This window comes from Pseudomonas sp. RA_5y_Pfl1_P24, from assembly GCF_963970945.1.
Taxonomy (GTDB): Bacteria; Pseudomonadota; Gammaproteobacteria; order Pseudomonadales; family Pseudomonadaceae; genus Aquipseudomonas; species Aquipseudomonas tritici.
Genome location: NZ_CAXAOJ010000003.1, coordinates 1 through 24,964, shown reverse-complemented (window position 1 = coordinate 24,964; position 24,964 = coordinate 1). Strand labels below are relative to the sequence as shown.

Below are 24,964 nucleotides of genomic sequence, written 5' to 3'. Positions count from 1 at the left end.
GGGGCATAGGGGCAGGCCGCCGGTACCGCGGTGAACAGGCCAGGGGTAATTGTTTAGTGCCCGCGCGCCGCCGCTCCCGCCTACGGTTTGCGCTCAATCCCTGACTGAGAACGCACCATGACTGTCGATGCTCCACTGTCGCTACGCCAGGCTCATATCGAGCAGGTCTTGACCCTGTTCAGCGATCCGCCCACGTTGCTCGTGGTGGCCCAGGATTGCGCCCAGGCCTGGCTGGACACCTATGCTGAGCAACACCGTGACGCTGCCGGGCTGATTTATCTGGGTTTTCCGGAGATCGAAACCGCCCCGACCACTTATCGCTACAAAAGCCTGCCGCAACTGTTGCTGGAGCGTCTGGCGGCGGCGCAACCGACGTTATTGGCCGCGGGTTACCACGTGGTCGCGCAGCGCACCCGTGAAACCTACACCGTCGCAGGTCCGAGCCTGGCGACCGTGGAGCGGCTGATCAATCAATGCGGCGCCCTGTTGCTCACCCGCTTCGCCCAGCGCTTGCAAGCCTGGTGGAATGAATCGCTGCCGGTGAACAGGACGCGCTGGGGGTATCTGTCCGACGAATTACTGGGGTTGCTCTACGATTCCCCGCGCCCGCCCGGCATGAGTGAGGCACGGTATGCCCAGGTGTTGCCCAAGTCGGGCCTGCATCGGCAGCGACCCAACCGTCACTGGAACGCTCTTGGCCCTGCGCTGCGGGTACAGACCCTGCACCTGCGGCGTGGCCGGAACGAGCCCGTGCAGATGCTGCCGTTGCTGGTGCTCAGCCCCGCAGGGCAGGGGCCTGTGGTGTTGTTCAGCCCGGCCAGCGGCGTGCAGGTGCTCGATAACCTGCAAGCGGTGCAGGCCTTGTTGCCGGCCTATGCCAGCCCGTTATTGCCGGGCGCTGCCGGGGATTGGTTCGCTGTCGAGGTCGTGAGCGATCCGTTCGATGAATTGGCGTCGAGTTACCTGCAGCGCCAATTGCGGGAAATCGCCAGCCTGGATCTCGCGGTGCCACGTGCCGTCGAGGATTATCAGGCACTGCTGAGGACCATTACCGATGTGCAGCGCTGGTTCATTCCGCGCTTGAGCCCCCGTCAGCAACAGCTGCGCGATCAGTTGCCGCTGTGGCTGCTGCACGTCGACGGACAAACCTGCAGCGCCTACGCGCGTCTGCTCCAGGCCCAGGTGCTGGCCCGGCAGGAAAACGGAACAGAGCATTTTCTGGATGATATTCCCGCACTCCCGGAATACGCCGAACAGCAGTTGCAGGCGTGTCTCAAGAACGACCCGAAAACCGCCACACTCGAACCCTCTGCGATCAGTGTGAGCTTTGACAAAGTCATCGCCGCCGCCGTGCCGGTGCCGGGCGGTTTCATTGCCGGGCAAGTGCAGTCAATTACCGTCACCTTGGCGCAGCTTGCCCTGGAAAACCTTGCCGGGTTTCCCTATACCGCGAAAAGCATCCGCCTCAAGGGGGAACCGGCGCCCGCGTGGTTGACTTATAACCTGCTCAAGACGTGTGTGACTAACGCCGATGTGGGCCAGACGTACCCTGCGCTGTTGAAGAAAAACCTGGTCGACGACCCGGTGCAAGCGACGCGCCGCCGGCGCTTATTCAGTCAGCAACTGCGCATCCAACTGCCCATGCAGGCGCTGGAGTGGCAGGTGAGCGGCCTGCACGGCCTGACCTTCCAGGGGTTTCGCCGGCTGCTGGCGGCGCTGCAAGACACGCGGGCGCAACGCCAGGTGGACGGGCAAGCCGTGGCGATGTGGCCACTGGCGTTCAAGGCAACACGCGACGCCGCGCCGGACGAGGTGGCGAATATGTTTATCATCGGCCCGGAGCAAGGCCAGCAAGGTGCGCATCTGTTGTACCGGCCCTTGTGCGTTCCGCTGCTGCTCGAATACCCCAGCCTCGATGCCCTGTTCGCGGCCGTACAGGCGCCTGGCGATTTGCAGGCCAGCGTCCTGAACTGGCTCGACCCGTCGCGCCAGGCGGTGTATGCCCACGGCGGTTTCCGCGAACCTCATGTGCGGCGTTTTTTGTCGGGCGATGAGTTCACTGCGTTCGAGGCGCCTGGGCCTGCGCAATTGAGCAAGCGGATCAATGTGGACGACCCCGCGCACCAAGTGTTCGCCGCCACTGCCCAGGCCATGGTTGCCCAAGCGGATCGGCAAAGCGTGTCGAACGCTGAACAGCGCTGGGCCAGCGTAAAGCAGGTTGGCTGGCTGTTGTTCGGTATTTTGCAACCGCTGCTCGGCGGCCCGGTGATGTTGGCGGGCTGGCTGGTGCAGGTGCTCGACAGTGCCCGGCAGGATATGCCTAGCCTGCAAAGCGATGATGACCAGACACGTAACGCCGCCGTCATGGACGTGCTTGCCAACCTGATGGCAATCCTCGCGCACCAGGCCTCGCCCCACGACGCGCGCCAGCATCTGCTGCTAGAACACCCGGTGTTCGCCCCTCTGGCCGCCCAGGAGCCGAGCCCGCTGCCGCCCACCTATCACGTTCCGCCAGTGGACTTCAGCGTACCGGCCGCTTGGGCCAATGCGCGTGACGTTCTGACGCCGCCGCTGCAGGCGCGCTTGCAAGGGTTTAGCCTGAACACCGTTGGCAAGCCCTGGCCCCAGGGCTTTACCGAGCAAAGCGGACCCTGGCAGGGGTTGTGGCATGACACCGCGCGCGCGCCCACGCAGTGGAAGGCGTTGGTGCGCGGCCAAGTGTTCGCCGTGCGCCTGCAACGGGGGCGGGCCCGTGTGATCAGCTCTGACGGAAGCCGGCTCGGGCCCTGGTTGAAACTCATCGGTGCCGGCCTGTGGGATATTGATCTGCAGTTGCGCCTCAGCGGGGGCGCGGACCAGGAGCCGAGCAAGCCTGTCGTGGACCGCAGTGTCCTGGAAGCTCAGTACCAGCATGCGATCAAGAATCGCACGCGCGCGCAACAGGCAGCGGAAGTTGCGTACGACCTGCTCAAAAAACCCAACAGCGGCGCCGACGAAAAAATGCTCAACGCAGTCCGCGACCGCTACATCAAGGAGCTCAACGGCAAGGTGGCGTATTTGCTGCAGGAACTGAGGTTGCTCAGGCGCCTGCGGGAACTGGCGCCACGCCCACGATACGAAGAAGAACTGAGTCAGATAGTGGAGTCGATTGTCCTCGCCGCACAATTGTCCGACGTCGTCAGCCGTGAACACATTCAGCGGGTCACGAATAAATTGCCCGCCGTGTTGAAGCAGTTGGAGGAGACGAGGCAAGCACAGTTTCATGACGAGCTGAGACAGATCATGCGTGAGCTGGCGACCCTGCATGGCGACGCGATTCACTGGCGCACGATAGAAGAGCGCTACCTTGAAGAAATGCGCCAGGTCCCGCGACTGGGACGTGACAAGGCACGCGTGTTAACCCTGCGTATGCCGCAACGCCCGTCGATCCTTGACCTGCAAACGTTGCAATTGACCACGCTCTGGAGTGCTGCCTTTGATGTGCGTGGTTCGCTGCTCAAGGATGATTTTATCGATGACATGAATGAAACGTTCGACCGCGCCCGTTTGGCCAGTCGCTCCCAGGTCGATTTGCAGCACTTGCAGTGCAGCCACGAACAACGCATCGAACTGCTCCAGAGCATTGATCGTGTCTACGCACAAACCGATGATCGCATCGAATTCTGGCGCGCCATGGAGCCGGATAAATTCGACCTGCCGTATCTGCAAAAACTGCAGGAACTGTTGGCATCCCTGCATCACCAGGTGCAACAGGATCTGGCGCAGTTGCTGCAACCTGCGCCGCGCCGCGTGATCAAACCCCGTCCTGAGGCGGCTGGCCAGTCAAGTGGGAAAATCATTCTTACGCGCAATCGCGACCTTTATGTGGCCCGGCTGAGCCCGGAACCCATGAGCGTCGAGACAGCCCAGTTGCATGACGCTGCGGGCGGTGTGATCGGTTCGTTCACCCAGGCCGACGATGGCGTTTGGGATCAGTTGAAAGCACCCCCCACCGTGCGTCCTGATCCAGAACTGGGGGCCTTGTTGAAAAAAGCGGACGTCCTGCTGCGCGATGAGGACAGGGCCATCGCCAATGTCGAGGCGATGATGGCTCGGGCCAACGATGCGGCGTCGCTTCAGGAACTGCTGGAGGCTCAGGGGCGTAGCCGTACGTTGGCGGCCGAGGCTATCAGGCACAAACTGAGCGGCCGGACCATCGTGCGACTCGAGAACGTCCAGCGCAGCAAAGCGCGGGATACCGAGGCGAAATTGCGCCTGGCCGCGGCGCGGCTGGACGCGGCCGGGCTGGACGCGCGCATCCGCGCCAGCCGCAATAACCTACGCAGCGTCAATGACGTGGCGTTTTTGCAACAGCAGGGTGAAGTGAAGATCATCCGGCAGGGACAACGGGTGCCGCTGCGTGGGCGCCGCAATGATTTTTTGCAAGTGTACGCGGTGAACGACATCCATACCGGCCGCGCGCTGTGTTTTGCGCATTTTCACTACGCCAGTCGTCACGGGCCTGACGATCACTACACCTTCGGTCACCTCAAAAGCCCCGAACAGAACCGCCTGGGTCGCCTGGCCCAGGCTGAGTTCGAAGCCCAGGCCTTTGCGCGCATGCGCCTCGGGCAGGGCGGCCGGGCGCAACAGACGCTGGAGATTTATCGCTCGCCTGTTGGATTGGCCATGTCACGTCGTCTGTTTTTCAGCCTCGACTGATCCCGTGGCAAGCGCGCTCGCCAACGGGCAGGCGCGGGCCTGAACGTTCTCTGACTGAATCGCATTGAGGCGATCCCGCGTGGGCTCAGCCCGGGCTTATGCACTGGCTGTGACTGCCCGGTTGCCGGAACTGCCAATCGCGGTGGCCAGTGAGGGTACCAAGTGATCGAACGGATAGCCGAGCGCCTGCCAGCGCTGATGGATGTCGAGAAAGGCCTCGATCTCCAGCATGGTGCGGATACGCGGTCCAAGTCGTAGAGCGGACGTTGAAGCAAGGCGGCCAGACGGCTGCGGGCGACGCTGATGCCCTTGTTGGTATTGATCGGCTGGACGGTGGGTTGTAATTGCCAGTCGCGGTAGGCCAACGGCGCGCTCAAGGCGGCCAGCAACAACGGCGCATCAATCAGAGCATTCTGCGCGAACATACGCAGTTTCCAACTGCGTGGCCAGGGTACTGCCGCCGGCGCTTTGCCCCGGCAGGTGCAGCCGCTTGGCCACCTGAGACCACGCAGCCCTGGCAAAGCGAGGCCAGTCCACGGCAGGGTTGGCCTGGGGGGGGGCGCGGGGTCGAGCAGGTCGCGGTTTTCGATAAACAGCAAACTGTTGACCACCAGCGGCGGGATCGCGGTGAAACGCTCGTAGAGTTGCTGCGGATACACGTATTGATACAGCGGCACGGCAATCGGTGATCGACAGCCCGGCCTGGCTCTTTTCAGCGTAGGGCTCGAACAGGCCTTTGTGGGCGTACTCCAACAGTTCGGCAGAGAACTGCGTCTGGGCCTCGATCACATAACCACGCTTGAGCAGCCGGCCGATAAAACTGTCCAGGTCGCTCTAGCCCAAGCGCCTATCAAACGGGCCGGCGCCCGGGTAGGCGATGGCGTCGCTGAGGCATTTTTCCGCTAAAGGCAGGTATAATGCCCCTACCAAATGGCATTTTTGCGGTTGGTTTCACTGAATTTTTCGTTTTTTATAGTGAATCACTCTAAGCCCCGCTTTTTATACTGCACGCCCGCCAAGCGTGCTCCACGGCGGACACTCCAATAACAAAATGAGGTTGTACCTTTATGCCTGTCGGCAACCCACTGCCCCACGGCGAGACCGCTCAAGGCGGTCCGCTCAAACGCGAACTTGGCGAGCGGCACATTCGCCTGATGGCCCTAGGCGCCTGCATTGGTGTCGGCCTGTTCCTCGGTTCGGCCAAGGCCATTGAAATGGCCGGCCCGGCAATCATGCTGTCGTACATCATCGGTGGCCTGGCGATCCTGGTGATCATGCGTGCGCTCGGTGAGATGGCGGTGCACAACCCCGTCGCCGGTTCGTTCAGCCGTTATGCCCAGGATTACCTCGGCCCGTTGGCGGGCTTTCTCACCGGCTGGAACTACTGGTTCCTGTGGCTGGTAACGTGCGTTGCAGAGATCACCGCCGTGGCTGTGTACATGGGCGTGTGGTTCCCAGACACGCCGCGCTGGATCTGGGCCCTGGCGGCACTGATCAGCATGGGTACGATCAACCTCATCGCAGTAAAAGCCTTCGGTGAATTCGAATTCTGGTTCGCGTTGATCAAGATCGTCACCATCATTGCGATGGTCATCGGCGGCGTCGGCATCATCGCGTTCGGCTTTGGCAACAACGGCGTGGCGCTGGGTATTTCCAACCTGTGGGCCCATGGCGGTTTCATGCCCAACGGCGTGCAAGGCGTGTTGATGTCGCTGCAGATGGTGATGTTTGCCTACCTGGGCGTCGAGATGATCGGCCTCACCGCCGGTGAAGCACGCAACCCGCAGAAGACGATTCCAAGCGCTATCGGCTCGGTGTTCTGGCGCATCCTGCTGTTCTACGTCGGTGCGTTGTTTGTGATTCTGTCGATCTACCCGTGGAATGAAATCGGCACTCAGGGCAGCCCGTTCGTGATGACGTTCGAGCGCTTGGGCATCAAGACCGCTGCGGGCATCATCAACTTCGTGGTGATCACGGCGGCGCTGTCGTCGTGCAACGGCGGTATTTTCAGTACGGGGCGCATGCTCTACAGCCTGGCGCAGAACGGGCAGGCACCGGCCACCTTTGGCACCACCTCGAGCAATGGCGTGCCGCGCAAGGCGCTGTTGTTGTCGATCTTTGCTTTGTTGCTGGGCGTGCTGCTCAACTACCTGGTGCCGGACCAAGTGTTCGTCTGGGTAACGTCCATCGCTACCTTTGGCGCGATCTGGACCTGGCTGATGATACTGCTGGCCCAGCTCAAATTCCGCAAAAGCCTGAGTCCCGCTGAGCAGGCCGGTCTCAAGTACCGCATGTGGTTTTACCCGGTCAGTTCCTACCTGGCGCTGGCGTTCCTGGTGCTGGTGGTGGGCCTGATGGCGTACTTCCCGGATACTCGCGTGGCGTTGTATGTGGGGCCGGCCTTCCTGGTGCTGCTCACGGTGCTGTTCTACGTGTTCAAGCTGCAACCGAACAACGCGACTGCGGCGCCGGTGCGTTCGGCCTGACGCCACAAATGGCCCGCTGCGTGCGGCGGGCCATCCAGTCTATCCCGCGTGCACGCTTGCCTTGAGCGACTGATCCAGACGCTTGTTGAACTCCAGCCACAGCGCTAGCAACCCCATCAGTGCAGCACCGGCCACAGCGGTCATCAATTGAATCGCCAAAGCATCCCCGGCCATGGCATTGATCATGTCCGCCAACGGCGCGAGCACGACGCCCAGGCAAAACACCTCCAGCGAATAACGCCCCATGCGACAGGTATGTTGCGCCAGCCAGTTTTCGGTCCAGCCACGGCCCGGCAGCAGCTTGGCGGTGACATAAGCCAGGGCAAGGAAGTGCAGCAGGCGCAGCGGTGATAAGTCGGTCTTGCTGATGGGGTAGATGAGGTCGCTGATCATCGACGGCATCAGCGCATCGTGGATCTGCGGCCAGCGCCAGGACAGCGTGAGCACGCCGGCCATCAACACATAAATCGTTGCCGCGACAAACATCGGCTGGCGGCGCAGTGGCCGGGTGTCCACCGGCCGTTCTTGTCGGCTGTAGAGCGCCGCCGCACCTCCCAGTATGAACAGCAGTTGCCAAGTGACGGGGTTGAAGTACCAGACACCATCGGCAATCGCCCGCAGGTTCCAGCCCATCCACGGCGCCAGCAAGTAGATCGTCGTAGACACGGCCACCACCGCCCAGGTGTTGCGCAGCATCAACGGCAACACCAGCGGCAGTCCTGCCAGCAGCACGATGTAGAGCGGCAACGGGTCCATCAGGTTGGGTTTGAAACGCAGCAGCAGCTCATCGGTCAGCGCTTGCTGCGGGTGGGTGACGAAGTGCGTCAGGCCCATCTCTTCGACAAGGTCGCGGGTTTCCACGTGGCTGTTGGCGAAGAACACGATGCCCATCAGCATCGCCAGCAGGAAGATATGCACCACATATAACACCCAGGCACGCCGCAGGATTTTCAGCGAGGCAATCCAATAGCCATCGCGTTGCAGGATCTTGCCGTAGGCCAATACCGCCGCGTAGCCGGCGAGAAATACAAACACCTCAGCCGCATCGCTGAAGCCGAAGTTGCGCAGCGTGATCTGGCCGAGCGGGTTGTGGGGGACGTGATCCCAGAAAATGAAGATCAACGCCAGGCCCCGAAAAAAATCGATGCGCGGGTCGCGTCCGTTCAACATGGCAGCGGGCTCTTGTACGAAATGTTTATTAAAGACAGGCAGGCGTGGGCGTTGGCGCACGCCACCCGTCGGGCGGGCGCAGGTTGGCGGTATTTGTAAGCAATTGCAAAGGTTGGGTATTACTGAATGTCTCGACGGCCTGCCCGGCACGGGCAGGCTCAAGAAGGAGGGTTATCAGGCGGCGACGACTTCCTGCGCCTCAAAACTGTCCGCCCGCGCCATCTGCCACATGCGGGAATAGAACGCCCCGTTCACCTCACCCGTGAGCAACTCCCCAGGCTTGAGAAACACATGCAACTGCGAAAACAGCTTGATCTCTGTCGCCGACATGCGCCGTACCAAGTGCTTGGCCGACAGCTGCGACGGATGATCCAGGCCGGCCGCGGCGAGCATTTCCGCCAGCGCCTTGAGCGTGTTGCGATGGAAGTTGAATACGCGCTGGGCTTTGTCCGGGACCACCAGCGCACGTTGACGCAACGGATCTTGGGTAGCAACGCCGGTCGGGCATTTGTTGGTGTGGCAGCTCTGCGATTGAATGCAACCGATCGCGAACATAAAGCCGCGCGCCGAGTTGGCCCAATCGGCGCCGATGGCCAGGACGCTGGCGATGTCGAACGCGCTGACGATCTTGCCGCTGGCGCCGAGTTTGATCTTGTCGCGCAGGTTCAGGCCCACCAGGGTGTTGTGCACAAACAGCAGGCCTTCACGCAGCGGCACGCCGATATGGTCGGTGAACTCCACCGGCGCGGCGCCGGTGCCGCCTTCCTTGCCATCCACTACGATAAAGTCCGGAAGGATGCCGGTTTCGAGCATGGCCTTGGCGATGCCCATGAATTCCCACGGGTGACCCAGGCAGAACTTGAAGCCTACCGGTTTGCCGCCGGACAGTTCGCGCAGTTGGGCGATGAACTGCATCAGTTCGATAGGGGTGGAAAACGCGCTGTGGCGCGACGGCGAGATGCAGTCTTCGCCCATCATGATGCCGCGGGTATCGGCAATTTCCTGGGTGACTTTGTGCTTGGGCAGGATCCCGCCATGGCCGGGTTTGGCGCCCTGGCTCATCTTGATTTCGATCATGCGCACTTGTGGATTCTGCGCCTGCACGGCGAAACGTTCCGGATCGAAACGGCCGTCACTGGTGCGGCAGCCGAAATAGCCGCTGCCCAATTCCCAGGTCAGGTCGCCGCCGTTCTCGCGGTGGTAGGAGCTGATGCTGCCTTCGCCGGTGTCATGGGCGAAGTTGCCCAGTTTGGCACCTTGGTTCAACGCGCGAATTGCGTTGGCGCTCAACGAGCCAAAGCTCATTGCCGAGATATTGAACACCGACGCCGAGTACGGTTGCGTGCACTGTGGGCCGCCAACCATCACGCGGAACGCGCTGGGGTCGCTGAGCGGCGCGGGGCGCATGGAGTGGCCGATGAATTCGAAACCTGACTGGTACACGTCGATCAAGGTGCCGAAGGGTTTGTCGGCAGATTCATTCTTGGCGCGCGAATACACCAATGAACGCTGGGCCCGGGAGAAGGGCAGGGCGTCGCTGTCGGACTCCAGCAGGTACTGGCGGATTTCCGGGCGGATGGCTTCTACCAGGTAACGGATATTGCCCAGGATCGGGTAGTTGCGGCGCACGGCGTGGGGGCTTTGCAGCAGGTCGAAAATCCCGATCAGGCTCAACACCCCGGTGACCACCGTGATCGGCCACAGCCATTCATGTTCGATAAAGGGGAGGCTGGCGAGGGTGAAAATGACGCACACGGCAAAGAAAGCGTAACGACTCAGTAGCGACAGGCTCATACGGGTTTCCTGGATTCGGACTCATCGGCTAGGCGTTTTGCGCCTGTAGAAAGATCGAGAACAGCTCTGACTGGGATTTGATCCCTAGCTTGCTGTACATGTGTTTCTTATGGACTTTCACGGTTTCAACAGAGATTTCCAGCTTACGAGCGATTTCTTTGCTGGAGCAACCGCTGAGCATCAAACGGCCCACATCCAGCTCGCGGGCGGTGAGTTGCGCGCCCCACTCATCATTCTGGACCGGCGGCTGCGGGGCGCTGACCTGGTGCAGTTCAAAGGGCAGGCGCTGGCGCAGCAGGCCCAGCACCCAGGGCTGGATCAACGACAGCAGGGCAATCTGCGCCGGGTCAAAGCGCTGCCTGGAGCCCAGTGACAGGCACAGGGTACGCCCATCCGGCTGCTGGCAATTAAATTGGATTTCATCAGCCACCACGTTCAGGCGGAAGTAGCGCTGGTAGTACTCGGTGAGTTCGAAGTGCTCCGGCGCCACTTCGGCCAGGCGCAACAGCCCGGTGCGCGAATGTTCACGGCTGGCGATGTAGAAGGGGTCGAGCAGGTACAGGCCGTTGAGGTAGTCCTGGAACAAATGATCCGGTGTGCCATCGGCGCCTGGGCATTCGGCGAATACCAGCGGGCGGTGTTCGCTGCTGAACAGCAATACCACCCAACTGTCGAACGGCACGTATTGGTCCAGCAGGCGGACAAGCTGGGTCCAGAAATTGGGCTGGTCCAGGGCGTCTATCATTTGCCCCACCGAACGGTGCCAGGCGATGTCTTGCAATGACATGGTCATTGTTCTACCCCTATCGGGTTACCCCCGCCGCGTGATTCCCTGGCCGGTTGCGCCTGCGCATACTGCGGCACGTACACAGAACAAGGAATACCCATGAAGGTCGAATTTGCCCAGTTGGCGGGCCGTGATAACGGTACAGCTTACAACCTTGAGCGGGCCTTGGCGGCGATCGCTGCAGCGGCTGCGGACACGCAACTGATCGTCTTCCCGGAAACCCACCTGATGGGCTTCCCCAGCGCCGAGACCGTCGCTGACATCGCTGAACCGCTGGACGGGCCTACCGTGCAGGCCGTGATCCAGGCCGCCCGCGCGCGCCATATCGCCGTGGTGATCGGCATGGCCGAAAGCGACGATGGCCAATTCTATAACACCACCTTGCTGATCACCCCCGAAGGCATCGCCCTGCGTTATCGCAAGACCCATCTGTGGGCCTCGGATCGCGGTGTATTCGCCCCAGGCGATCGCTACGCCACTTGCCTCTGGAACGGTGTGCGCGTCGGTCTGTTGATCTGCTACGACATTGAGTTCCCGGAAACCGCCCGAGCCAATGCGCAACTGGGCGCCGAATTGCTGATCGTCACCAACGGCAACATGGACCCGTACGGCCCCACGCACCGCACCGCGATCATGGCGCGCGCCCAGGAAAACCAGGCATTTGCGCTGATGGTCAACCGAGTGGAAGAGGGGGATGGCGGATTGTTGTTTGCCGGTGGCAGTGCGCTGGTGGACCCGTTTGGTACCTTGCTGTTTGAAGCCGGGCGCGACGAAGGGCAATTCACGGTCGAGCTGGATCTCGACCAATTGGCAGCGGCGCGCAAGGACTACCGCTACCTGGATGACCAGCGCTTGAAGTTGCCGGGTGAGGTGATCGAGCACACTGACGGCACGCGCGAACTGCTGATTCCTTAAGCCCGCTCACTACGATCGACATAAGAAAAACGACAACGGCTTCATCGACTTAAGTTCTGCCATAAATCTAATAATTTCGCGGAGAATCGCTCATGGCTCATTTGCAACGCACCCTGTCATTAGGGTCGGTGGTGCTGTTCGGCATCGCCTATATGACGCCGATCATTGTGCTCGGCACCTTCGGTATCTTGGCGCAATCCACTGCGGGTATGGTCCCTGCCGCTTATCTGGCAGCGCTTGTGGCGATGTTCTTCACCGCCATGAGTTACGGGCGCATGGCCTCGGCGTTTCCGGTCGCCGGTTCCGCCTACAGCTACGTGCGCAAAGCCATCAGCCCGAAACTGGGGTTTATCGCCGGCTGGGCAGTGCTGCTCGACTACCTGTTCCTGCCCATGGCGATCTGGCTGATCGGTGCGGCGTACCTCAACTCAGCGTTCCCAGCGCTGCCGCAGTGGATCTGGGTGTTGGCGTTTATCGGCATCACCAGCGCCATCAATATCGTCGGCCTCAAGCTGGCGAACGGCATCAATGCCTTGCTGATGCTGGTGCAGTTCCTGGTGTTGATTGCGTTTGTGGCGCTGTGCATCCACTACATCGGTGGTGATGCTAGCAAGCCTCTATGGACGACCGCTCCGTTCTTCAACGGCCAGATGCAACTTCCGCTGATCATGAGCGGCGCGGCCATCGCTTGCTATTCATTCCTGGGCTTTGACGCGGTCAGCACCCTCACCGAAGAAACCCGCGACCCGCGCCGCACCATCCCACGAGCGATCATGTTGATCACCCTGATTGGCGGGCTGATTTTCGTGGCGGTGTCCTACTTTGTGCAGATCGCGCACCCGTCTTTCGAATTCACCAATGTGGATTCGGCGGCGTATGAAATCGCGCGCAACATCGGTGGCGACTTGTTTGTGTCGATCTTCCTGATCGGCCTGATCGTTGGCCAGTTCGCCTCGGGGCTGTCGGCCCAGGCCAGTGGTTCGCGCTTGTTGTTTGCGATGGGCCGCGACGGCGTGTTGCCCAAGTCGTTCTTTGGCACCCTGCATGCGCGCTTTGGCACACCGGTCAACAGCATCCTGTTGTGCGCGGTGGTGGCGCTGCTGGCGTTGAAGCTGGACGTGACCACGTCCACATCGTTTATCAACTTCGGCGCCTTCCTGGCGTTCAGTCTGGTGAACCTGTCGGTGATCTTCCATTACTGGATCGGCGCCAAGCAACGGGGTGTGCGTGAGCTGATCCTGTTCCTGGTATTCCCGGCCATCGGCCTGCTGGCGGATTTATGGCTGATGGTCAGCCTCGATCACCTGGCGATTTACCTGGGCTTGGCGTGGTTGGCGATCGGGGTGGTTTACCTGGGCTTCCTCACCCGCGGTTTCTCTCGACAGCCACCGGAAATGGACTTCCAGGAAGCCGCATAGAAGCTGCAGGCCTATCCTTATTGCAATCGGTTCTCGTTTGGGTGCATGATTTATGTTACTGTATAACGCATCAAAAGCACCCAGACGCCCCGGAGGCCTTATGAAAGCTGGTATCCATCCCGACTACCGCACCGTGCTGTTCCACGACACCGCCGCCGACGTGTTCTTCCTGATCGGCTCCACCGCCGACAGCGACCGCACCCATACCCATAGCGACGGCAACCCTTACCCCTACATCCCGCTGGACGTATCCAGCGCCTCGCACCCGATCTACACCGGGCAACAGCGCAAGACCCAGGTCGAAGGCCGGATTGCCGGGTTCAACAAGCGTTTTGCTTCGTTTGGTTCGAGCCCGAAAAACGCTGAAGCGTGAGGCATGTTGGTTTCACCTCGAAGGCTGCTCTGGTTTCTGGAGCGGCTTTTTTTATGCGTTGATGTCGGAAAGCTATCACCTTTTACGAAACCTACTAAACTGTTTAGTAATGGCCAGGAAGGCAGACCCCAACCTAAGGATCGCACACCGACGATCCGAGGTGTCTCATGGGAGAGTCAGTTACGTTCACCGATACCGACCGCGCCGTGGTGCTGTTGATTGATGCCCATCCGGAGGTTCTCCACAGACTCACGCACCTGTTGCGTCTGGAACCTTTCGACCTGCACAGCGCCACTTGCGCTGCCGAGGCTTTGGCCATCCTGGCCAGCCAACCCATCGACCTGGTGATGAGCGCCGCGCGCCTGCCGGACATGGACGGTGCTTCGCTGCTGGCTCATGTCCACCAGCGCTATCCCCACACCGTGCGCATTCTGCTGACAGGCGAGACCGACCTGACGCTGATCGTCAAAGCCATCAATGAAGGCGAGATCTACCGCTACCTGAGCAAACCCTGGAAAGATGAGGAGTTACTGCTGGCGCTGCGCCAATCCCTGGCCCACCAGCATTCCGAGCTTGAACGCCTGCGCCTCGAACAACTGATCCAGCAGCAGAACGATGAACTCAAGCAGCTCAACGCCACCCTGGAAAAACGTGTGGCCTCGCGTACCAGCGAGCTGCAACAGACCGCCGACATGCTCGACCTGGCCTACGAAGAACTCAAGCACAGCTACGCCACCGGCACGGAGGTGTTCTCGCTGTTGGCCAACCTGCGCCTGCCCCGCGCCAAGCAGACCAATCGGCAAATCATCGAACTGGTACGCACCTGGTGTGTGGCCCATGGTGTGGACGAGGCCAGCAACCGTGACCTGACCATGGCCGCCGCGCTTTACAACATCGGCAAGCTGAGCTGGAGCGACAGCATGATGGCTTCACCCTCGGACCTGCTGCACGGCAGCGACCGTGAACGCTATCGCGCCTACGCCACCCAGAGTGAATCACTGCTGATGACCCTGGACCCGATGAAGGATGCCGCGCGGTTGATCCGCCATCACCAGGAACGCTGGGACGGCAGCGGTTTCCCTGACCACCTCAAGGGTGAAGCGATTCCCGCCGGCTCGCGTCTGCTGAAACTTGCGGTGGATTTTATTGAGCTGCAAAAAGGTCTGATCCTGGAGCGGCAGATGAACAGCGACGAGGCGCTGCTGTACATCCGCAAATACGCTGGGCGGCTGTATGACCCGGTGATGGTCGAAGATTTTGTAATGGTCTGCGCCATCTACCTCAAAGACGTGACCTTGGGCGACCCCAGCGTCAAAGTCCTTGGCACCCGCGAGTTGGAGGAGGGAATGGTACTGGCGCGCAACCTCAATGCTGACAACGGCATGCTGTTGCTTAACGCCGGCAAGGTGTTGAACCTGCCGTTGGTGGACAAGTTGATTGCGTTCGAGGCCATGGAAGGCGCGCGCTACAGCTTGTTTATCAAGGAGCAAACTGCGCCCCCCGGCTGAGCGCGTTAAAGGATGTGGGAGCTGGCTTCAGTCAAACCGCTATCGCAGGCAAGCCAGCGCTCACATTGATTGCGGTGTGCCCGGGCGCATGTGATCCTTACGGCCTTTACCGCCAAGGAAGACTTTTCATGACCTCCACGATCCGCATCGCCGCTGCCCTCCTGATCGGCGCTGACGGCCAGACCCTGCTGGTGCGCAAGCGCGGCACCCAGGCCTTCATGCAACCCGGCGGCAAAATCGACGCTGGCGAGCAACCCGCCGAGGCCTTGGCCCGCGAGCTGCACGAAGAACTCAACCTGCGTATCGAGCCCAGTGCCGCCGTCTACCTCGGCACGTTTTCCGCACCCGCGGTCAACGAGCCGGGGTTCACCGTGGAAGCCGAGTTGTTCCAGGTGCAGATCGACGTTGTGGTAACCCCCGCCGCCGAAATCGAAGAGGTACGCTGGATTGACCCGGCCGGCGATGGCGGCCTGCAGTTGGCGCCCTTGACGCGCGATTTGATCCTGCCATTTTACCGCTCGTCGCTGAACGCATGATGGTTCGCACGCTGGGGACGCATCACGCCGAGGCCTATCGTGCATTGATGCTTGAGGCCTATGGCGCCTATCCCCAGGCGTTCACCTCCAGCGTGGCGGAGCGTGCCGCGATGCCGTTGAGCGGGTGGGGAAAACGCTTGAGCAGTCCGCTGGACCGGCTGCTCGGTGCTTTCGAAGGCGATGAACTGGCCGGCATTGTCGGCCTGGCGTTTGAAGCGCGAGAGAAAGCGCGGCACAAGGTGACGCTGTTCGGCATGTATGTGAACGCGGCCCACCAGCAAAAAGGCCTGGGCCGTCAGTTGGTCGAGGCGGCATTGGAAGAAGCGCGCAAACAGCCGTGCCTCAAGGTGATTCAACTGACCGTCACCGCCGGTAATGACGCGGCGTTTGCCTTGTACCAGCGCTGCGGTTTTATCCAATACGGCCTTGAGCCATTGGCGGTGCGCGTCGGCATCGATTACTTCGACAAGATCCACATGTGGCGCGAACTGGAAGATCACTGATGTTCAATGTGGGGGGGCTTGCCTGCTCCCACACTGGATCGCAGTGTTCTTAAGTCAGCGAACCGCACTCACCCCATCCAACGTTGAAAACGACGTGTCCTTGGCTGTCAGCAAAAAATCGCGCATATACGGCGCGTCCAGCATGTCCGCGCGAATCCCCGCGTACAGCGTCGCAAACAAGCCTTTCTCGCCCAGGCGCTTGGCCTTCACGTAACCGCGCGAGCTGTATTCATGCAGCGCCCAATGCGGCATGCCGCACACGCCACGTCCGCTGGCGACCAGTTGCATCATCATCACTGTCAGTTCCGAGGTGCGCACTTGGGCGGGTTCCACGTCGGCCGGTTCCAGGAAGCGGGTGAAGATGTCCAGCCGGTCGCGTTCCACCGGGTAGGTGATCAGCGTTTCGGTCAGCAGGTCTTCCGGCACGATGTACGCCTTGTTCGCCAGCGCATGCTGGTTGGCCACTGCCAGCATGGCTTCGTAGGTGAACAGCGGCACATAGGTGATGCCCGGCAGTTCCAGCGGGTCGGAGGTCACCACCAGGTCGAGGTCGCCGCGCGCCAGGGCCGGTAGCGGCGCGAAGGCGAAACCGGACGCCAGGTCCAGCTCGACTTCCGGCCAGGCATCGCGGAACTGGTCGATGGTCGGCATCAGCCACTGGAAGCAGCTGTGGCATTCAATCGCCATGTGCAAACGCCCGGCAGTGCCGCCGGCCAAGCGCGCGATGTCCCGCTCGGCGCCGCGCAGCAAGGGCAGGGTGGCGTCGGCCAGTTGCAACAGGCGCAAGCCGGCGCTGGTGAAACGCAGCGGCTTGGTCTTGCGCACGAACAATTGCATGCCCAGGCGCTCTTCCAGCTCTTTGAACTGGTGGGACAGTGCCGACTGCGTCAGGTGCAGGCGTTCGGCGGCTTCGACCAAGCTGTCAGCCTCGCGCAGGGCGTGCAGGGTTTTCAGGTGACGGATTTCGAGCACCGGAGGCTCCATGAATAGAATTGATTTTTGATTTGAAGTGCTTGAATTCTATTCATGATTACGTGGCTCCACAACGCTGTCACCCCTCTACAGCGTCATATTTCCTTGAAATGCAGTATCGCAAACGGCTTACCGATGCTCCCGCGCCAGATCGGCGTGACCTGGTTGCTACCACTTCCTTGTGCCTGGATTTGCTGCCATTTCAGGCCCTGCCGGCGTTGGCTGGGAATCTTGAGGTGAGCTTTGACGAACGTGTCGAATTGCCTTGGCGTACTGCTTTCGTAGTGAAAGTGGCCGTACCACAGAACTTGCGGGGCCGCGCTACGCAGGTCGCGGACCTCGTATTCCTGCATAAAGTCCGGGCGACCGTCCTGGCGTTTGCCCAACGCTTCAATCGGACCTGTTTTGCGGATATCGACAATGGGATTGGCGTCCGTTCGTTGTGTCAGCAGGTAGTCGAGGTAGCCTTCGGTCGGGGTCTGGCTTTTACATATTTGCTCGATTCGTAACTGACGCCCCTGCTCAGTCAGCTCTGTGGCGGTGCGACGAAGTTCCGGGAGAATGCTGGCCTGAGGGTCAAGCGCCTCGATGTGACGTGCTTGCAGGTTCAAAGAGTCGGCTTCACTGGTCATCATGAACTCCAGATCGTTGGGGCTCATGCCCCGCCGAGCGTAGCCCTCAACGGTTGTCCGGTGGGCCGAGACACCCTCCAGGCGGTATCGGGCCGCTTGTAGCGTGGCCGGCAGGTCTCGCGCAGTCGGCTGCCAAGGCGTCGAGGGCAATGGGTTGGTCAAGTGAAACCTGCCATTGGGCGTTTGTTCCCAGATTTGCTCGTGACCACGTGGGCCGGTCATGGTGTACCGACGTGGCTGCCCGGCTGCCGACGGCGCGGTTTCGCCGATCAGCAATACATTGTCGACCGACTCGAACACCCTTCTGTTGCTGCCGCGCGGGGCGGGCGTCGATTGGTAGGTCAGTGCCTTTTCGGCCAAGCCCCGGATTTTTTCGATTTCCGTGTGCATCATTTCCACGTAAACATCATCGAAGTGCATCGGCGCGCTCGCTCGCCAACTGTTCAACTGCCGCCGATAGTTACCGTAGACCGCGATGCAGTAACGCAGGATTTGATTACGCTGGGCCGGGCCAGCTCCTGCTTCGAGCAGGTGCAGTTGCAAATAGAGTGCGCGGCTCAATGTATTCTCGGCATTGCGCAACGGGCCTTGCAGGTAGTGCCAGGAAACATCCTGTTCTGGGTGGCGACGAACAATCAGGTCCATCAATTCACCGGCTTTCATGTTCACCAGGTGGCGTTCGGAGAGTCCCCGGTTAATTGTTTCTGCAGCGTTGACCATGATTGTGCGGGAGGGGCCTTGCACCAGCGGCAGCCAGTGATTCATCTGTTCGATGGCAGTGTCCAGGCGCCTTAAGTACTCGTAGGTTTGCACGCGCAGGCGCCTGACCTGCGCGCGCTGGGCGGTCCGGGCGGCGAGTTGATCAAACGGCAGGCTGTTGAGGTGGGCGAGGGCGGCATTGGTTTCGTTACCCGTCTTGAAAAACAGTCCGAGACTAAACTTGACCTGGAACTGCGCGCAGTGAACAACGTCTTGCGCGGTATCGCCCCGTGCTTTTCTGAGCAGGCTGGCGCGGTTGCCCCGCACATGCGAACTGATGCGCACCAAGTTGGCGTCCATGACTTTCGCGAGTGCGATCAGTTCGTCCATGACCCGTTCAATATCGGAAATCACCGACAAGTCATTCGCGGCGTAACGTGGCAGCAGCACGTTGATCCGCTGTGCGAGCGCACCCATAGACTGCTCAGTGCTGGCGATACGGCCCATCAACCGCTGATGCTGGCGCCACGTGTGGTCAGTCCACCAGCGTGGCAGCCATTCGCGAATGGCGGCTGGCCACAAGGGGTCCATCTGGTCGGCCAGATGCCCGAGCAGGTTGCCGCCACCGGCCAGGCCACCGTCTACCAAAGTGCCATACAAGCCGCCATGGGTGTCCCACTGGCCACGCTCATTCAGGCCGATCGGCTGCTTGTAGGTTTTGCTGCGGGTGCCGCTCAAGCGCAGGGCGCGCAGGTGCTTGTCGTATTCCACCTGATAGGTAAGGCCCTGATGAAGGATAAAATCACCCTCAGCGTGGCGGTATACCTGGCGGTAAATGCCATTGGCCTGGGGCTGCAGATCGGCCAGTGACAGCGGTTTTTCATAGGCGTACCCCTCGAAGCGCAAGCGCGTAGCCGCAGGTTTTTGCCGTGGCAATGCGCTCCAGAACGGTTGCCGGTGCAGCGCTCGGGACGCCTGGCGAACGCGTGTGAGTTGGCGCGCGGCCCGGGCGCTGGCTTTAGGTGCGCCCATTGCTGGGGCTATGTCTAACAGCGCATACACCAGGGACTCGAATACCGCCACCAGTTCGGTGATCCCATGGAAGGGTTTGCCTTGGCGAAACGCGTCGACGGCGTTGTACAAACTGATAACCCCGTCGCCGAGGTTGACCGCAGTACCGATCACCGGCAGCACACCCAGCGCGATCTTGATCCCCTTGAACAAGGTGTCACTCTGCAACGCGTACTTTTGCAGCGTCAGGTCGGCATTCGAGCGCGAGTCATTGCGATGCGACTGGAGCAAGCGTCCCATGTAGGCATCCAACTGATGGGCGGCCAACGAGGTGGAGGTCGGCCAGGAGAGGCCCACGCCGATCATCGCGTCAAACCCCTGCTGATGGGCAAGCTGCAGCCGCGACAGATGCCCAGCGACCGCGCCCTCCAACGCACATCCGGCCACATAGCGGGCCATGCTGTCTTGCGCACACCGATCGAACAGCGCCTTGCGCGCCTGCTCTAGGTTGGCGTAGGGCCGCAGGCATTGACCATCCGGCACCTCAGGCAGGTAGAGCAGGGTCTGGCCACTGTTCTGCTCCTCGATAAACGTGATCCCGGACAAGGTGATCGTGCTGGCTCCGCCGGTGTCGCCAGTGCCGGCGCTCAGGTGCGCGGGCAGCAGGCGGATGCGCTTGCCCTCGACGTTCCACGCTTCGTTGCGGTCGGCGTCCGTGGCGATCTGCAACAGGCGCAGTGCCTGGGCGTCTATGAGGCCTTGCAAGTGCGCGCATTCGCCCTGCAGATGCAAGGTCAGGCGCCAGGGTTGCAGGAGGCATTCGCGACGGTATTGGGTGGCAAACAGGGACTCTTGGTCGTTGCCCTTGAACGTGTCGAGAATCAGGTTTTCGTACTTCTGCGCCAGGTTGAGGTCGCGTGCCAGCTTGAACAGGTACGCGTGGGTGAGGCCCGTCTTCAGGGTAGCGAGTTCAGTGGCATCGTCGGCGCGTACTGTGAGGGTCTTGAAGGCCATGCGCAGCCCGATGGCCTCGTCGATATTGCCCAGAGCCAGCGCCTCCAGTGTCATAGAACTGCGCTGGGCACTGGGCACGTTGACCACCTTCACCGGCGTACCCGGCGCCGCGCCACCGGTGGGCTCGCGACGTTGCTCGACCGAGTCCGGCAGCTCCAGTTGCACGCTGAAGCCTTGCTTGAGGGCGAAGTCCTTGCGCAGGCGCGCGTCGATCTGCCGCTTGAGATAGCCCTCGCGCTCAGGCAATGAGCGGGCGATCAATGCTTGAGCCTGCGCCAGGGCGTCAGGGAAAACCTCTATCAGGGTCTTGAGTCTTGAGTGCGCGCCGGGCGTTTGTTGCAGCCAGCTCGGCATCCTGGTAGCAAGGTGGCTGCTGTTGTTTTGCTCGATCAGTTGCATGAAGGCGGCGTCCCGCGCTTCGGCGGCGGGTACCAGCAGGGAGTCGAGGGTTCTCAGGCGCAGGTTTTCCAACGCGTTTTCCCGTTGCGACAGTAGGGGGTAGTTTGAGCGTATCGTCGCGGCCTCCGTGTCGAACGCCGTTTGCTGGCGACGCAGGCTGTCATTCAGAGGGTCTCCAGTGAGGGGGGTGTAGCTGACGGCCAGTGCCGTTTCGTCGGCTTGCAGGTGCAACAACGACTGTTCCAAATCCTGGCGTGAATTAAACCGTTGTAGCCCGCCGGCGGCGCCGGGCCAATAGAGCAGCACGCTGTGGCGTGCGTTGGCTGGGTCTGTCAACGCTTGCGCAGTGGTGATCAGAAAGGGCCCGATGAGTTCGGTGGTGCTGGCCGTCGTGCTGGAGGAGTCCAGTTGCCGGGTCAGCGACAGGTTCAAGGTGGCCGCAACCGGGCTAGTCGCCTCGCGGGCAACGGCGGGAGAGGTCAGCAGATTCTGCACCAGCGCGTGTTCGTCAGTGGTCAACTGGCCCAGGGTGTGCTGGATCAGCGCCTCGCTGAGCAGGCCACCGAGACGGGCGCTGTGCAATGCGGTGAAGTGAGTGTTGAGAGTGGGAACATCGAACACCCCCCTGGTCAACAAACCCCAGGCAGCAGTGGCAGCAGCGTCCTGATGCCCGTGTAAGGTGTCGAGTTGCTGTTTCAATGCCATCACCCTGGGGTGTTGCAAGTCCGCATTCTCGTCATTTCCCAGCCACTGCTCGATCGCCGCCAGTTGCTGCGTGATCATGCCTTGGCGTTCGCTGGCGGGGAGGTCAGCACTCAGCAGGCCGAATGTCGGCGTCGGTTGTGGCTCGTCGTGGATCAAGGTTGCCGGCAGCGCTGGAGCGGGTGCGAACAGCGCGTTGCTCTGGCGTTGCTGATCGCGTTCATCCGCCGTGATCAGCGCGCTGATACTGCCTTCGATCAGGTCGTACGCAGGCTCGCTGACCTGGGTGCTCTGATACTGGGCCTCGCCCAGTGAGGCCAGCCATTGGTTGATGCCCGTGTCCAGCGGCATGACGTGCACTTGGTAGTGGATCGAGGCCAGCGGATCGTTGACTTTGAACAGTGTTTGCTGATGGTCCAGCAACCAGCGCTCCAGATCGGTCCTGTTGCTGAACAATTGCCAGGCCGGGTCGTGGAACGGCAGGTACAACAACTGGTTGACCGGTGCGTCGCTGTCCAGCGTGACGACCCATGCGCCCGGCAACGCCAACTGCTCGCCGTTCGCGCGGGTGAGCCGCATTTGTTCGGTATACAAGTGCTGGCCGTCCAGCTCGACGGTGTGCGGATCGATCAGCACCTGCAGCACCTTGAATTGATCCGCGCGCTGTACGCGGCTGGCTTGGACAAATTGCGCGGACACCTCGAAGTGTGTCTTGTACAGCTGCGCCGCCCGTTCCCGCCGCGAGACGCCTGTGCCGGGCGCTCGGCTCATCCAGTAAGCGTTCCATCCCTCCAGCAAGGCTTGCTTGAGGTCCAGCACCCTGACCGACTCCAGCAGGCGCGTTGCCGACCAACTGGCGTAGCGATGTCCAGCGGGCAAGTTAACCACTTCACCGGCGCGCAGTGCGTCGGTCGACGCCTGGGGGTGGCCGAGAAAAAAACCGCAGGCTTCGGTCAGGTTGAAACGCGCTCTTGGCGCGGTGTCGGTGGGGAAGAAATGCAGGCTGACTCGATCGCTGTTCAGCTCCAGGCGTTGTTGCAGATACCAGCGAATTGAGGTCCGCACCGTCGGGGTTGCGGCCATCAGTGTAAGCATTTCCTCGCGACAGCGTTGCAGGCGCTGATGGGCCTGGCGCATCGCGTTCTCGTTGCTACCCAAGGCAGCGCTTGCCGAGTGCAGACGGGCAAATTCCGCGGGGGGATGCGCCGGGAGGATATCGAAGACGGACGTTTTGGACATGGTGACGGGGCTCCAAAGGGCCGGGATTACCGGCAAACCCGTATTGAGCGCTTCACTCCCCAGGCTTTGGGGTTACATAGGTAGGTCACCGACCGTTGGGCGGCCTTCATTAAACTGTCATGGAAGTGTGGCAGCGCGCTTGAACAAACTTCATCAGACTCGCGTTCTACTGGGGTTCTGCGTTTCGGTGTATTTCATGCGCGTGTTGTTTTTACTGGCCGCTTTACTGTTCGGCCTGCCGTCTTTTGCGGCTTCTCGATGTGACGTCAATGTCCCGACCCAAACGGTCGACCTGGCTCAGGTGAGCATCGCTTACCAGAGCATCGGTCGTGCCTCCGACCCTGCCTTGTTGCTGGTGATGGGCCTGGGCGGGCAGTTGATCCACTGGCCGGACGAAGTGGTGGTCGCCCTGTGCCAACAGGGGTTCCGGGTGATCCGCTACGACAACCGTGACGTCGGCCTGTCGACCTGGCGACAGGCCCCGGCGGGCGCCAACCTGACCTTTGAGGTACTGCGCTACAAGCTCGGCTTGCCGGTGGCGGCGCCGTATACGCTGACCGACATGGCCGACGACGCCCTGGGCTTGATGAACGCTTTGCAGGTCCAGCAATTCCATGTGCTGGGTGCGAGCATGGGCGGCATGATCGCCCAGCACCTGGCGGCCATGGCGCCGCAACGGGTCGAGAGCCTCACGTTGATCATGACCAGTTCTGGCGCCGAAGGCCTGCCAGCGCCGAATGCGGCGCTGGTGCAATTGTTATCACGGCGCAGTGCGCCCAATCGAGAAGTGGCGCTGGAGCAGCAGGCGGACCTGTTGGCGGCGCTGGGCAGCCCGAATGTGAAGGATGATCGCCAGGCGTTGCTGCATCAGGCGGCGCTGTCCTACGACAGAGCGTTCAACCCAGAAGGCGTGAAGCGCCAGATCATGGCGATCCTTGCCGAACCGAGCCGGGTGCCATTGCTCAACCAGTTGCGCGTGCCAACCCTGGTCGTGCATGGCACTGCCGACCCGCTGTTACCGGTGATGCACGGCGTGCACTTGGCGGCGCATATCCAGGGCAGCCAGTTGACGCTGATTCCTGGCTTGGCCCATCGTTTTCAAGAGGCGTTCAAGGCGCCATTGCTGGCGGCGGTGTTGCCGTACCTGCAAGCGCATCGTGAAGATGCCGCGCACTGGGCGCAGATTGACCCGGTCGCGCCTTCGAAGCTGCTGTGACATTGGTGTATCGTGCAACCTTTCCGGCACTGCTACTGCCACAAAGAACGCCAGCGAGGTTGCCTGCCATGAGTACTCCCCTGAAAATCGATTTCGTCAGCGACGTGTCCTGCCCCTGGTGCATCATCGGCCTGCGCGGGCTGACCGAAGCCCTCGACCAGCTTGGCGCCGAAGTACAGGCCGAGATCCATTTCCAGCCGTTCGAGCTGAACCCGAACATGCCCGCCGAGGGCCAGAACATCGTCGAGCACATCACCGAAAAATACGGCTCCACCGCCGAAGAGTCCCAGGCAAACCGTGCGCGAATCCGCGACATGGGGGCTGCGTTGGGCTTTGCTTTTCGCACGGATGGTCAGAGCCGTATCTACAACACCTTCGACGCCCACCGCCTGCTGCATTGGGCCGGGCTGGAAGGCTTGCAGTACAACCTCAAGGAAGCGCTGTTCAAGGCGTATTTCACTGACGGCCAGGACCCTTCCGATCATGCGACGCTGGCGATCATTGCAGAAAGCGTTGGCCTGGATATCAAACGTGCGGCCGAGATTCTCGCCTCCGATGAATACGCCGCCGATGTCCGCGAACAGGAACAGCTGTGGATCTCCCGTGGCGTGACCTCGGTGCCGACCATTGTGTTCAACGATCAGTACGCCGTCAGCGGTGGCCAGCCAGCCGAGGCATTTGTGGGCGCGATTCGGCAGATCATCAGCGAAGCCAAATCCTGAAACTGATCTAAAAAGTGGGAGCTGGCTTGCCTGCGATGACCATAGGTATCTACACAACTTTCCGCCCGATGCCCGAGCTCGGCTGAGCAGCGGTTGCTCTGGCTTTTGATCTGTTTTTGATTTTGATCTCAGGCGCCCCATCAACCACGCTGGCCGAACGCAGGCTT

16 protein-coding genes and 1 pseudogene are annotated in these 24,964 nt (G+C 61.1%); 10 read left to right on the top strand and 7 right to left on the bottom strand.

Annotated elements, in window-relative coordinates; all coding sequences use genetic code 11:
• Positions 1-117 precede the first annotated feature (117 nt).
• Positions 118-4,701 (top strand): hypothetical protein, encoded by a 4,584-nt coding sequence (locus AACY30_RS04780; protein WP_339539927.1) that lies wholly within the window; start codon positions 118-120, stop codon positions 4,699-4,701.
• Between the two features lie 96 nt (positions 4,702-4,797).
• On the opposite strand, the gene AACY30_RS04775 is transcribed toward AACY30_RS04780, so the two are convergent.
• Positions 4,798-4,932, bottom strand: coding sequence for a hypothetical protein (locus AACY30_RS04775; protein ID WP_339468678.1), 135 nt, complete (start codon positions 4,930-4,932; stop codon positions 4,798-4,800).
• 8 nt (positions 4,933-4,940) lie between these two features.
• Positions 4,941-5,589 (bottom strand): annotated as a pseudogene (locus tag AACY30_RS04770) (transglycosylase domain-containing protein); the annotation flags it as partial.
• A 179-nt stretch (positions 5,590-5,768) separates the two neighbouring features.
• Here AACY30_RS04770 and AACY30_RS04765 point away from each other — a divergent pair.
• Complete coding sequence (locus tag AACY30_RS04765; RefSeq protein WP_339468658.1) at positions 5,769-7,187, top strand: amino acid permease; 1,419 nt, start codon at positions 5,769-5,771, stop codon at positions 7,185-7,187.
• A 39-nt stretch (positions 7,188-7,226) separates the two neighbouring features.
• Here the strand turns inward: AACY30_RS04765 and AACY30_RS04760 are convergent, their stop codons facing one another.
• The 3 genes from AACY30_RS04760 to AACY30_RS04750 all read right to left on the bottom strand — a co-directional run bounded on the left by AACY30_RS04760 (position 7,227) and on the right by AACY30_RS04750 (position 10,944).
• The gene (locus AACY30_RS04760; protein ID WP_339539925.1) at positions 7,227-8,357 is read right to left on the bottom strand and encodes an OpgC family protein; all 1,131 of its coding nucleotides are present in this window, start codon (positions 8,355-8,357) and stop codon (positions 7,227-7,229) included.
• A gap of 174 nt (positions 8,358-8,531) precedes the next feature.
• A complete protein-coding gene (locus tag AACY30_RS04755) occupies positions 8,532-10,151 on the bottom strand; it encodes an FMN-binding glutamate synthase family protein (RefSeq protein WP_339468660.1) in 1,620 nt (539 codons plus the stop codon).
• A gap of 28 nt (positions 10,152-10,179) precedes the next feature.
• A complete protein-coding gene (locus AACY30_RS04750; RefSeq protein WP_339539923.1) occupies positions 10,180-10,944 on the bottom strand; it encodes a helix-turn-helix transcriptional regulator in 765 nt (254 codons plus the stop codon).
• A gap of 93 nt (positions 10,945-11,037) precedes the next feature.
• Between AACY30_RS04750 and AACY30_RS04745 the strand changes: the two genes are divergently transcribed.
• From AACY30_RS04745 to AACY30_RS04720, 6 genes are all read left to right on the top strand, one after another.
• Positions 11,038-11,853, top strand: a complete 816-nt coding sequence (locus AACY30_RS04745; RefSeq protein ID WP_339417806.1) for a carbon-nitrogen hydrolase family protein — start codon at positions 11,038-11,040, stop codon at positions 11,851-11,853.
• Positions 11,854-11,945: 92 nt separating this feature from the next.
• Positions 11,946-13,271, top strand: coding sequence for an APC family permease (locus tag AACY30_RS04740; protein WP_339468661.1), 1,326 nt, complete (start codon positions 11,946-11,948; stop codon positions 13,269-13,271).
• A gap of 100 nt (positions 13,272-13,371) precedes the next feature.
• Positions 13,372-13,644, top strand: coding sequence for a type B 50S ribosomal protein L31 (locus AACY30_RS04735; RefSeq protein ID WP_339539921.1), 273 nt, complete (start codon positions 13,372-13,374; stop codon positions 13,642-13,644).
• Positions 13,645-13,811: 167 nt separating this feature from the next.
• A complete protein-coding gene (locus AACY30_RS04730) occupies positions 13,812-15,152 on the top strand; it encodes an HD domain-containing phosphohydrolase (RefSeq protein WP_339468663.1) in 1,341 nt (446 codons plus the stop codon).
• Between the two features lie 128 nt (positions 15,153-15,280).
• Positions 15,281-15,688, top strand: coding sequence for an NUDIX hydrolase (locus AACY30_RS04725; RefSeq protein ID WP_339468664.1), 408 nt, complete (start codon positions 15,281-15,283; stop codon positions 15,686-15,688).
• Positions 15,685-16,191 (top strand): GNAT family N-acetyltransferase, encoded by a 507-nt coding sequence (locus AACY30_RS04720; protein ID WP_339539919.1) that lies wholly within the window; start codon positions 15,685-15,687, stop codon positions 16,189-16,191. The genes AACY30_RS04725 and AACY30_RS04720 overlap by 4 nt, the downstream gene beginning before the upstream one ends.
• A 54-nt stretch (positions 16,192-16,245) precedes the next feature.
• Here AACY30_RS04720 and metR read toward each other — a convergent pair whose 3' ends face one another.
• Positions 16,246-17,163 carry a transcriptional regulator MetR gene (gene metR / locus AACY30_RS04715; RefSeq protein ID WP_049709781.1) on the bottom strand — a complete coding sequence of 306 codons (918 nt, stop codon included), beginning with the start codon at positions 17,161-17,163 and terminating at the stop codon, positions 16,246-16,248.
• Positions 17,164-17,258: 95 nt separating this feature from the next.
• Complete coding sequence (locus tag AACY30_RS04710; RefSeq protein WP_339539917.1) at positions 17,259-22,859, bottom strand: dermonecrotic toxin domain-containing protein; 5,601 nt, start codon at positions 22,857-22,859, stop codon at positions 17,259-17,261.
• A 196-nt stretch (positions 22,860-23,055) separates the two neighbouring features.
• Between AACY30_RS04710 and AACY30_RS04705 the strand changes: the two genes are divergently transcribed.
• A complete protein-coding gene (locus AACY30_RS04705; protein ID WP_339540051.1) occupies positions 23,056-24,075 on the top strand; it encodes an alpha/beta fold hydrolase in 1,020 nt (339 codons plus the stop codon).
• Positions 24,076-24,143: 68 nt separating this feature from the next.
• Positions 24,144-24,797 (top strand): DsbA family oxidoreductase, encoded by a 654-nt coding sequence (locus AACY30_RS04700; protein WP_339417816.1) that lies wholly within the window; start codon positions 24,144-24,146, stop codon positions 24,795-24,797.
• Positions 24,798-24,964 lie beyond the last annotated feature (167 nt).